Below are 10456 nucleotides of genomic sequence, written 5' to 3'. Positions count from 1 at the left end.
CCTCAGCGGCGCACCGCTCGCCCAGCACAGGAGCATCGAACTTTCCGAAGACCCCTCCGCGCCAAACTTCTTCGTCAACGGCCGGCAATTCAGCATGGGCGCCCCGACCTTCGACACTCCAGCAAAAGTCGGAACAGTCGAGGAATGGACCATCACCAACACCAGCGGTGAAGACCACCCGTTCCACATGCACACCGACGCCTTCCAGGTCACCGCGGTCAACGGAATCCCGGCCCCTTACCCGCACCGGCAGGACACCGTCATCGTTCCCCACGCGGTAAACGGCACCCCCGGCCGGGTGGTCATCCGGCAGCAGTTTTCCGACTACCCGGGTCTCTGGATGTTCCACTGCCACATCGCGGCCCACGAAGACCACGGCATGATGGGCTACATCCAGGTCAACCCCTGACAACTTTCCGTCAACCCCTGCCCCCGCAGGCCTTTCCCATTCCTCTTCCAGTCTGGATTGTACTTAGGTAAGGCTTGCCTCATAGCATTGGTGGAATGACCGCGCAGCTTGAACTTGCGGGGGTACCTTTCGCTTGGGGGCTGGCGGACTACGGGGACGCCCCTGCCATCATTACTGACCGGGTGACTGTGACCTACCGTGAATTGGCAGAGCGGGTTGAAGCTCTGGGTCGCAGACTTGGCACGGAACGCCGGCTGCTCGCCCTTCCGGGGTCCAACGATGTTGAATCGTTGGTGGCGTATCTGGCCGCCCTTGTGGGCGGGCACCCGCTCATCCTTCTTCCGGAAGACAAGCACTCGGCCCTGGAAGCATTGGTGACCGCGTACGACCCGGACGTGGTGCTTCGCCCTGCCAATGGGGAAATTTCCCTGGTGGAGCGGCGACAGGGGAGCCGGCACGAGCTGCACCCGGACCTTGCCCTGCTCCTCAGCACGTCAGGTTCGACCGGTTCGCCGAAGCTGGTGCGTCTTTCCCATGGCAACCTTCAAGCAAACGCCGAATCCATTGCCTCCTACCTGGGCATTACCGCAGAGGACCGGGCGGCCACCACGTTGCCTATGTCCTATTGCTACGGGCTCTCGGTGGTCAACAGTCACCTGTCCCGGGGCGCGTCACTGGTGCTGACCGGACTGTCAGTGGTCGACCCCTGTTTCTGGGAACTGTTCCGGCAGCAGCACTGCACATCCTTCGCCGCCGTCCCGTACACGTTCGAGCTTCTTGACCGGGTGGGTTTCGGCGATATGGATCTGCCGCACCTGCGCTACATCACCCAGGCCGGTGGCCGTTTGGCCTCCGACCAGGTACGCCGCTACGCACAGCTGGGCGGGCGTCGGGGGTGGGACCTGTTTGTCATGTATGGGCAAACGGAGGCGACGGCGCGGATGGCCTACCTGCCCCCGCACCTTGCCGCGGACCATCACGGAATTGCGCACCGGCGACCTGGCGCGGAAGAACGCCTCGGGCCTGTACGAAGTGGTGGGCCGGCGCAGCCGGTTCGTCAAGATCGTGGGCCTGCGCGTTGACCTCGGACAGGTCGAACGCATCCTGACGGACCTCGGAGTGGCCGCGGCCAGCACCGGCACCGACGACCGCCTGGTCGTGGCCGTCGAGGGCGAGAATGACACCCAGCTTCTGTCCAAGATACTCGCGCAGGGCGTAGGACTGCCAGGCACCGCCCTGAGCCTCTGCGCCGTCAAGGAACTGCCCCGCCTGGGCAGCGGCAAACTTGATTACCCTGCAGTCACCGCCCTTGTTGCTGACAGGACGCAAGTGACCGGACTCCTTTCCGATGCTTCCGCCCAAGGGCGAGCCCCGGCGGAGACCCCCGACCTGGCGTCAACTGGACCGTCTGACGACAGCCCGGCCAGCACTCCAGCCATTGTCATCGTGAAGCAGATATTTAGGGACGCCCTTGAGATCGCCGAGGTCGAGGACAGCGACACGTTCGTCTCGCTCGGCGGCGACTCCCTCTCCTTCGTGGCCGCCTCCGTCCGCTTGGAACAGGTACTGGGCCAACTGCCACCCGACTGGCATGTCACCCCCGTCAGCAGGCTCAAACCCTCGTCGAAACCCAACAGCCAGCCCCGCCGGCCCGGCATCAAAGGGACGATGGCGCCGATTGACACGAGCATCGTCCTTCGCGCTGTAGGCATCGTCTTCATCATCAGCACCCACGTCGGTCTCTTCGAGTGGCAAGGCATGGCCCATGTCCTGATCGCCGCGGCGGGGTACAACTTCGCCCGGTTCCAGCTCTCCGGCCAACGAAGACCCCGCCTTCGACGCCAGCTAGCCAGTATCGGCCGGATCGCACTGCCCGCCATGGCGTTCATCGCCTTCGCATATCTGGTCACCGACCGCTACAGCCTGGCCAACATTGTGCTCCTCAACGCCGTTCTCGGCCCAGTGGAAGTCACCACCCAATGGCATTTCTGGTTCATCGAAGACATTGTTTACATCCTTCTGGCCATGACCGCGTTGCTCGCGATCCCTTGGATCGACCGCACCGAACGCCGATTCCCGTTCCTCTACCCGCTGATGCTGTTCGGCGCCGGGCTGCTCACCCGCTACGAGATCGTTGAACCGGGGGTGCCGCACACCATCCCGGCACTGTGGCTCTTCGCCTTGGGCTGGACCGTGGCACGCTCGCGCACCCTCCTGCAGCGCCCGCTGGTCTCAGTATTGGCGGTCGTGACGATTCCCGGTTTTTTCGACGGCGACGTCCACCGCGAATCCACCATGATGGCCGGGATCCTGCTGCTCACCTGGCTTCCCGCCCTCCCCGTGCCGCGCGCGGTGGCCCGGCCCGCGGCTCTCCTGGCCGGCGCCTCCATGCACATCTACCTCGTGCACTGGCTCGTGTACCCGCCTCTGGCCGACATTAACCGTCCCCTCGCGGCGGCCGGGTCACTGATTGCCGGGATTGGCTACTGGGCGCTGTGCAACCGGATCACGAGTGTGCACCGCCGAATCAGAAAAGACCTTTCTCGCTCCCAAAGTTGAGCACCAGCACCGAGCCCGGCGCCATCGTAGATGCTGCGACGCGACTCAGCGATGCCAGGAATGGATCCGAGACAGTTCGGGATGGCGGCTTTGTGGCTTTGCACGATTACGTCAAAGATTTGGGTCTTTTCCATGGGCCGGGGCAGGTCTACCTTGGGAAAACAGAGCGGCCACCCGGGCTCCCGAGCACGGAGGATCTCGAAATGACTACACATGTCGCCGATTGCAGCGTAACCAGCTGTTCCTGCAACGACCACACCAACTGTAATGCCGCCGCCATTACCGTCAGCGGCGCGGAGGAGCACGCGCACTGCGCGACGTTCATTGAGACCGGAAGCCATGGTGGGCTCCCCAAGGTTCTGGCAGACGTCGGAGCCTGCCAGCGCGCTGAATGCGTCCACAACGACCACCTGATGTGCCGAGCCACCGAAGTTCACATAGGCCCCGGCAAAGACAACGCCGACTGCCTTACCTACGCCCACAGATAGTCGAGGCGATAGTACCTGCCCTCGAACCCGGGTGCTAACGGTTACCGGGAGTACGGCCATCATGGGACCCAACAGCGATTTCGTCGACCTGACCGGGCAGGGGAGTGCCTGCGGCACCCTGAAGGAGGCCGATCGGAGTAATCCTCCATTTTGCGCCGACCAGGTCCTTAGCGCGCTGCACCTAGACAATTTGGGCCTCAGGAGATTCCGAACCCACTCGCGGGAGCACGCCCCCAACCGCAGTGGTCCGGCTCCCGCGCATCATGCCGGGCGGCGGCTGGTCCGCCACGCACAGCCCTAAGGCCGCTGATGCCTGGAAGGGTTTCCCAACCCTTCCAGGCTCCTTTGGCAGATGACCCAGAACGGTCTCGTGTCATGGTGATGATGTGCAGGGCTTATGCCCCTTGTCGCATCTGGGAGGGAAACGTATCAGACCCTGACCAAGCGGGACCATTGGCCCTGTCTGAACCCGGTTGGGTGCAGAAAGCATTGTTTATGGCGTTCTTTCTTGAATACGCGACCGACCATAGCGGGGGCTGGTTCACGGTTGATGGCGCGAGTTCCAGTGATGCCGCTGCCAAGGCTATGGCTGCTCTCCGCGGTCTGGAGTGCACCCACGCGGTGTTGCGGCAGACCATCTGTCCGCGTCCGCGTTTCGGTGTGGGACCGGTGCTGGCCGCTTTTACCCGGAGCACGGGGTGGACCATGCACGGAGCATGGCCGGGCCTGTAGCGAGTTTCACCTCTGGAATCTGCTGTCAGGGGAGATTGGCTCGCTGGAAACGCTCTAGTCAGCAGCGGCCGGCCCCGTCATGGCCAGGGTGTTGTTTCCCGGCATAATTCCCCTGCTGGTCAAGGCTGCCCACAACGCCTCGGCAGACTCGGCCGGGCATAAACCCTCGCCACGGCAGCCGTTGACCGGCTCCTGCATCACGCCCACGTCTGCCAAACCAGCGGCGACTCCATCCGCCTGACCCAAGCCCTGGCCGGGAAGGGAGTGACGCAACTGAACTAACGCGACCCGACGATGGCCAACCCCGCCGAAACCCTCAGTGGGCAGATCTGTTGGCCATCACCGGGCAGTTCCACTGGCCACGAACGGGCATAATAGCTGGCCGCTTATGGGCAGAAACTAATGGCCATTGACAGCCGAGCTGCCTCCGCCATTTCTCGATACTCATTGAAGGGCTGCGGCTGATGTGGTCATAGATGGCGTCCGCGTTGCCGGTCGAGGTATTGGCTCGGAAGAGTTGTTGGGGCCGCCTCCGGGGTTGAGCGCCACCATGTAGACGAAGGCATCAAGTGCAAGAATTCCCATGTAGATGTACGCGGTTTGGATGTTGTCCCGGATCAGGGGGATCGTGATGCTTATTGCCGTGCGGAATCTGCCGGCGCCGTCGATCCGGGCTGCTTCGAAGAGCTCGGCGGGGATGCCCTTGATCCCGGCGACAAAGAGCACCATGTAAAAGCCGACAAAACCCCAGACGGTGACAAACATTGAGGCGGCCATGGCGGTGTTCTCGCTGCCCAACCAGGCAAAGGATTTGAATTGGCCAAGGCCGGCGGAGGGCAGGATTCCGTTGAGCAGCCCGTTGCTGGGGTCGTAGATCTGGCCCCACATGATGCCAATGATGATGGCGGGAATCACGTAGGGGAAGAACGAGACGACGCGGTAGAAGCTGGAGTTCCGCAAGCCTTTGACCTGGCCCCGGCTGCTGCCGCCCACTGTGACGAGGGACGCGAGGATGAGGCTCAGGATGATCGTCAGGGCCGGCAGGACCAGGGCAAGAAGAATGTTGTTGCCCATGGCTTTCATGAAGATGTCGTCGCTGAACAGTTTTCCGTAGTTCGCCAGTCCGGTGAAGTTCATTTTCTGGGTGAACCCGGTCCAGTCGGTCATGGAGTAATAGAAGACCTGGACGAAGGGGGAGACGACGAATACAAGGTAGACGACCAGCGGGAGGCCTAAGAAGACGGCGATGAAGCTGACCTTGTCAAAAGTCCATTTCGAGCGGCGCCGTGTCCCTCCCGCAGCCTCCGCCGCAGGAGGGACACCGGTTCCCAACAGGCTCATTTCACTTCGACCTTACTGATGGAGCTGTCATTGCGGACCTTGTCCGTGATCTTTTGCATGTCCGAGGTCAGGGTGGCGACGTCTGACTTGCCGTCGAGGAAGGTGTTCCAGACAACGAGCAGGTCCTTGTTCATCCCGTAGACGTCCACGAAACCCCACGTGAGGATCTTGCTTCCTGCAGCCTCGAGCATCTTGGTTTGCGACACCAAAGCTGTGGAGCCGAAGCCGTCGGCGGGGACGGTTCCCTTGACGATGGTGGAGGCCAGTTGCTGCTTTGCAAAATTGGTGGCGGCGTCCTTGGACAGCATGGTTCGGAGCAATTCTTTGCCTCCCGGAACGTTCTTCGCCTGGGAGGGCACGATGTACGCTTCGGCCGAGGCGCTGTGCATCGCCTCGTAGGGGAACTTCGATCCGCTCGTCACCATGGGAACGGGTGCACCGGTGAGTTTGAAGTAGGGCGCCGTCTGGTCCTTCATCTCGATTTCAATCCATGAGCCGGACGGGTAGAGGAGGGCGGCTTCGTCGTGGGTCCAAGAACAGCTCCGGCAACGATCCGCGGAACTTCCCGGGCTGATTGCTGAGCAGCGCTTTTGCGTTGCGGTTTGCCTGGGGGCACAAGAATGGCCGGCGGTTAGGCCGGCCATTCTGCGTTCTCCTCGGCGAAGGAAACTTATGGATCCAGCTTAGCTGAATGTTCTTCTGCGCTCACCGGCGGGAATCCCGATGCGTGACCCGACTGTGGGAGAGGCGGCCCGGGCTGCTTCGGGTCTGCAGAACTAGGTGCCGCGGTGGTGTTGTCCGGTCAGCCGGCGGTTGCGCCGGTTTTGGGGTCGAGCTGGAGCGCCGGCTGGGTGGAACCGTTGAAGTCGAACATTCCGTTCAGGGGGCCGGCCTTTTCGTCCAGGGAGCCGTCGCCGATGCGTCCGGTCTTCCAGTTGTCTTCGACGAAGCGCAGGATGGAGGACTGGTCGGTGAGGGTGTGGTCGATGTAGTTCGCCTTGGCGAAGGGGGAGATCACCAGCAGGGGCAGGCGGGGGCCGTACCCGCACCGTCCCTGGTAGTTCGCGGCTGGCTGCTGGGCCGTCGGTCCGCACTGTCCGTCCCCGTTGAGCGCGTCTTCCTGGGATGTCGACGTGTTCACGACCGGAGGGGCCTTGTGGTCGTACCAGCCGTCGGAATCGTCATAGGCGACGACGACGGCGGTGTCCTTCCAGTCCGGGAGCTTTTGGAGGTGGTTGACCGTATCGACGAGGAACTTTTGTTCATCGAGCGGGTCGGAGTAGGCGGCGTGGCCGTCCTGGTAACCCGGCGCCTTGAGGTAGCTCACGGCGGGCATGGTGCCGTTGTCGGCCGCTGTCCAGAAGTCTGTGAGGTCGTATTGGTGGTTGGCCTGATCGGTGGAGCCGATCATGTTGGTGGCCGAGGGCGCGAGGTGGTGGGGGTTCGCGGTGGAGGGGTAGTACTGGAAGGGTTCGTGGTGGGGGATGTAGTCAGCTTTGGTGCCGTACGCCAGCGCCCCGTCCTTGCCGGTTCCGCCCAGCGCCTCGCCCACGTTGTGGGTGGCGCCGCAGACGGCTTTGCCGTCTTTGGTGGCGGTCGGCTTGAAGCCGCCTTCGAAGAAGCCCCAGGAGACGCCCTTGGCGTTGAGCAGGTCTCCGATGTTCTTGCTGTCGCTTGACATCTGGGCCTGGTCGCGGCTTGAGCAGTCATCCCCGAGCGGCTGGGGGTCCCCGACCACGGTGCCCTGGTTATTGCCGGCGTTATCCAGAACCTCGCCCTTGGGGAACGGGGTCCCGTCCGGCATGAGCTCCTTGGTCACGCCGTGGGTCTGGCCCGTGACGAGGTTCAGCGCCCCCACGGTGGAGGGGCCGAAGGTGGTGTTGTAGGAGTTATCACTCATGGCGTAGTGCTGGGCGTAGTTCCACATGCCCGTGACGGAGTTCCCGTCGTAGTAGTCCATGACCAGGCCCTTCGGCCCGTAAAGCGGTGCCTTGCACGTGCTCCCTTGGGCTACCTCGGTGTGCTCGACGAACTTATCCATCGCAGTGCCGTTGAATGCTTTTTGTTCATCAATGTATTCGTGGTCCTGGTCGCACGTGACCTGCTGGCCGGGACCCCCCAGGCGAACCGGCTGCGCCGAGTTGGGGTTCTTGGTCAGCAGCGAGGCGTCCAGGCCCTCCGCAGCGGGTGTGCCGGGAGCCGGATGGAAGGCGGTGCCGTCCGTATTCGCCGCGTTCGGGTAGGTGCCGAAGTAGTGGTCGTAGGACACATTCTCCTGGAAGATCACCACCAGGTGCTTAACCGGAGTGCTGGTGTCTGTTGTGGCAGCCGCCGCGAAGGCCGTGCCCGGTGCAGGAGCCCCGGCCGAGGCGGTATCCGCCGGGCCCGGCGTGCCGGTCGAACCGCACCCGGTCACCACGCCCATTAATATTGCCGCGCCAGCCACGGCGGCACAGGCCCGCCGCTTCGAAAGTACAGCTGTTCCCATTTTTGGTCCTTGCTTTCACAGGGCATGCGTCGACGTCCCTCGCCGACCGTGGAACACGCTAAAGGCTGCGGGTTACTTCCCGGTAACACCCGGGCAAACGCCCGGAACCAGATCAAACCCCGGCAAGGACACGCAGTCAGCCGATGGCCAAAGCCGTATCGTTGGCGAAGCTGCGCGCCGTCTAACGGTGATCAGATTTAAGCAGTATGAAGGCGACGGCGAAGGATCCCGTGGTGGGTAGGCTCCGGTTCGCGGCAGGATCCGGACCGGGCCTCGGCCGCCCAGACCCCTGCCGCAAATCGGCTAGAGGTTCTTGAGTTCGCTGCTTGGGGTGGGGAGGTCGGCGGTTGCCTCTGTCTCTTGGACCTCTCGGGCCTGCCGGCGGGTCCGGCGCTTGTCGTTCATGATGCAGATCCCGATGGCCGCGAAGAACAGGGCCAGCAGCGGACCGGCGAGCATGAACATGGAGATGGCGTCGGCGCCCGGAGCCGCCATGGCAGCCAGGACGAACACGAGGAATACGGTAATGCGCCAGGCCTTGAGGATCGTCCGGCCGGAAATAATGCCGGCCATATTGATCCCCACCAGGACCACGGGCACCAGGAAGGCCAGGCCCAGGACCAACACCATGCGGGTGACAAATTCGATGTAGGTCCTGGCGTCAATAACACTTGAGGAGCCCTCGGGCGTGAACTGGGTCAGCGCGTGGACCACCTGGGGCACCACGAGCCAGCCGACCCAGATACCGGCCAGGAAAAGCGGGACCGCCGCCGCCATGTAACCGAGTGTGTAGCGTCGCTCTTTGGAAGTCAGCCCGGGAGTGATGAACGCCCAGAGCTGGTAAATCCAGATCGGGCTGGAAATGACCGCGCCGATCAACAGCGACATCTGGAGCTTGAAATCAAAGGGCGACGCGATGGTCCCGAAATTGATGGTGGACAGCCCGCCAGTCTGCTGTGAAATCCGGTTCACCGGCTCGGCCAGAGCCTTCAGCAGCGGGTCATAAAGAATCCAGCCCCCAATACCGCCCATGATCACGCCGATCGTCGATTTGATCAGCCGGTTTCTCAGTTCTCTAACGTGGTCCCACAGCGCCATCCTCCCCTCGGGGTTGGCTTCACGGGCCCGAGACAGTGCCATGGGAGGTCAGGAGCGGGTCGATGGCGGAACGTCAGTGACGGTCGTCGGCTCAGCGGGCTTGGTTTTGGGGTGGTCCACGACGGCGCCTTCCACCGGGCCGGTAGCCTCAGTGGATTCGGGTTTTCCGTCGTTCTTCATTTCCCTGACCTCGGACCTCAGAATCCGCATGGACTGGCCCAGACCTCGCGCCATGGCAGGAAGCCTAGGGGCGGCAAAGAGAAGCAAAGCAACAACGATGATAATCATGATTGGCCAAGGGCCATCAAAGAGTCTTCCCACGGGAAATCCTTTCCTCTAAGTACATGCTAGGTCTGAATACCTTTAGCCCCTTAGCGTGGGGTACGTCGGACTGGTTTGTCGTTTGGTCGGCCCCTCCGTGGGACCCTTTCGTGTCTGGACTCAAGATCGATGTCTGGAAGGGTGAAGAACTCAACCCCTGCTGACGCCGATTCGGTGCATTTCCTCAGCGTTCTCCACAGTCATCCTCGACTTCGGGCGGTTCAGAAGCGTCCTCCACAACTTTGACTCGAGCGACTCGGAGCCGGACGGTCCAATCGTCCGGCACCCTCGGCGCTGGGATCTTTATAGGGCACTCCAGTAGATGATCAGGCGGACCGCGCCGCAGTGCCCTACCCCACACGGAAAAGTGCGCCGGTGGCTCGGGATCCGGGTTCCGGGCTGGCGTTGTGTTGAGTTGATTTTGCCTGCGATGAGTTGTTGAGGCGGCCGATATAAACGCCATCCTGCGGCCTGGGGTGCGGGATGGCGTTTCAGGGTGCCTGTTGTGCTTGCGTTCAGAGATCGACGGACCGCGGGTTAGTCGCCAAGGTTGTGGCCGTCCCCGTTGTTGTTTCCGTTGGCGTTGTGGCTCTCAGTTGGTCTCTGAATGGTTGCCGGCACTNGTGGTGGGTGAGCAGGTGTTTTCCAGGCAGCCCAGGTGCCACATGTGCTCGATGGTGGAGAGCAGGGTGTAGTGGTCCGAGACCTTGTCGGTTGTCTTCTGCGGGCCCTCGGCGGAGTTGATGACGATGGCGGGTGCGTGGCCACCGCCCAGGACTGCACCGTTCTGGCCTACGGGGCTGCCCGGGCCGCCGTCGGATCCGGAGTAGTCGTTCTCATCCCAGGCCAGGACAATGCTGGACTTGGTCGTCTTCCACGTCGGGGAATCCATGATCTGCTGGACCGTTTCCTTGACGTAGTTGTCGCCGAGCTGGATGGCGCCGTGGTCCAGGCCGGAATCCGGGTACCCGCACTTGGGCATCCCTACAAGGGCCGCGCCCGACTGGGAGACCCCGTGCA

10 protein-coding genes and 1 pseudogene are annotated in these 10456 nt (G+C 62.7%); 5 read left to right on the top strand and 6 right to left on the bottom strand.

Annotated features, from left to right (window positions below; translation table 11 throughout):
- From IEW19_RS22715 to IEW19_RS23815, 5 genes and pseudogenes are all read left to right on the top strand, one after another.
- A partial coding sequence (locus IEW19_RS22715) for a multicopper oxidase domain-containing protein (RefSeq protein ID WP_188573812.1) occupies positions 1-409 on the top strand: 409 nt, incomplete at its 5' end.
- Positions 410-504: 95 nt separating this feature from the next.
- Positions 505-1491: an AMP-binding protein gene (locus IEW19_RS23825; RefSeq protein WP_229748719.1), complete on the top strand. Its 987-nt coding sequence runs from the start codon at positions 505-507 to the stop codon at positions 1489-1491.
- Positions 1394-2968: a phosphopantetheine-binding protein gene (locus IEW19_RS23820; protein WP_229748718.1), complete on the top strand. Its 1575-nt coding sequence runs from the start codon at positions 1394-1396 to the stop codon at positions 2966-2968. Before IEW19_RS23825 ends, IEW19_RS23820 begins: the two co-directional genes overlap by 98 nt.
- Positions 2969-3171: 203 nt before the next feature.
- Complete coding sequence (locus IEW19_RS22705; protein ID WP_188573811.1) at positions 3172-3456, top strand: DUF1540 domain-containing protein; 285 nt, start codon at positions 3172-3174, stop codon at positions 3454-3456.
- Positions 3457-4362: 906 nt separating this feature from the next.
- Positions 4363-4470: pseudogene (locus IEW19_RS23815) on the top strand (ATP-binding protein); the annotation flags it as partial.
- 162 nt (positions 4471-4632) lie between these two features.
- On the opposite strand, the gene IEW19_RS22700 reads toward IEW19_RS23815, so the two are convergent.
- The 6 genes from IEW19_RS22700 to IEW19_RS22675 all read right to left on the bottom strand — a co-directional run bounded on the left by IEW19_RS22700 (position 4633) and on the right by IEW19_RS22675 (position 10328).
- Positions 4633-5529, bottom strand: coding sequence for a carbohydrate ABC transporter permease (locus IEW19_RS22700; protein WP_188573810.1), 897 nt, complete (start codon positions 5527-5529; stop codon positions 4633-4635).
- Positions 5526-6005, bottom strand: coding sequence for a hypothetical protein (locus IEW19_RS22695; RefSeq protein ID WP_188573809.1), 480 nt, complete (start codon positions 6003-6005; stop codon positions 5526-5528). Before IEW19_RS22695 ends, IEW19_RS22700 begins: the two co-directional genes overlap by 4 nt.
- 326 nt (positions 6006-6331) lie before the next feature.
- Positions 6332-8017 (bottom strand): phospholipase C, encoded by a 1686-nt coding sequence (locus IEW19_RS22690; protein WP_229748716.1) that lies wholly within the window; start codon positions 8015-8017, stop codon positions 6332-6334.
- Positions 8018-8320: 303 nt separating this feature from the next.
- Positions 8321-9115, bottom strand: coding sequence for a twin-arginine translocase subunit TatC (gene tatC / locus IEW19_RS22685; protein WP_188573813.1), 795 nt, complete (start codon positions 9113-9115; stop codon positions 8321-8323).
- 48 nt (positions 9116-9163) lie between these two features.
- Positions 9164-9436, bottom strand: a complete 273-nt coding sequence (gene tatA / locus IEW19_RS22680; protein ID WP_188573808.1) for a Sec-independent protein translocase subunit TatA — start codon at positions 9434-9436, stop codon at positions 9164-9166.
- Between the two features lie 592 nt (positions 9437-10028).
- On the bottom strand, positions 10029-10328 hold the full coding sequence (locus tag IEW19_RS22675; protein WP_444541735.1) for an alkaline phosphatase family protein: 300 nt from the start codon (positions 10326-10328) through the stop codon (positions 10029-10031).
- Between the last annotated feature and the right edge of the window lie 128 nt (positions 10329-10456).

The sequence above is a fragment of the Arthrobacter liuii genome (assembly GCF_014639275.1).
GTDB lineage: Bacteria > Actinomycetota > Actinomycetes > Actinomycetales > Micrococcaceae > Arthrobacter > Arthrobacter liuii.
This window is presented reverse-complemented; position numbering and strand designations above follow the sequence as displayed.

What these genes read in the sequence shown, in the direction of transcription:
- IEW19_RS22705 (WP_188573811.1), top strand. Translation starts at nt 3,172, where the DNA reads ATGACTACACATGTCGCCGATTGCAGCGTAACCAGCTGTTCCTGCAAC.
- tatC (WP_188573813.1), bottom strand. Translation starts at nt 9,115, where the DNA reads ATGGCGCTGTGGGACCACGTTAGAGAACTGAGAAACCGGCTGATCAAA.
- IEW19_RS23825 (WP_229748719.1), top strand. Translation starts at nt 505, where the DNA reads ATGACCGCGCAGCTTGAACTTGCGGGGGTACCTTTCGCTTGGGGGCTG.
- IEW19_RS22690 (WP_229748716.1), bottom strand. Translation starts at nt 8,017, where the DNA reads ATGGGAACAGCTGTACTTTCGAAGCGGCGGGCCTGTGCCGCCGTGGCT.
- IEW19_RS22700 (WP_188573810.1), bottom strand. Translation starts at nt 5,529, where the DNA reads ATGAGCCTGTTGGGAACCGGTGTCCCTCCTGCGGCGGAGGCTGCGGGA.
- IEW19_RS22695 (WP_188573809.1), bottom strand. Translation starts at nt 6,005, where the DNA reads ATGAAGGACCAGACGGCGCCCTACTTCAAACTCACCGGTGCACCCGTT.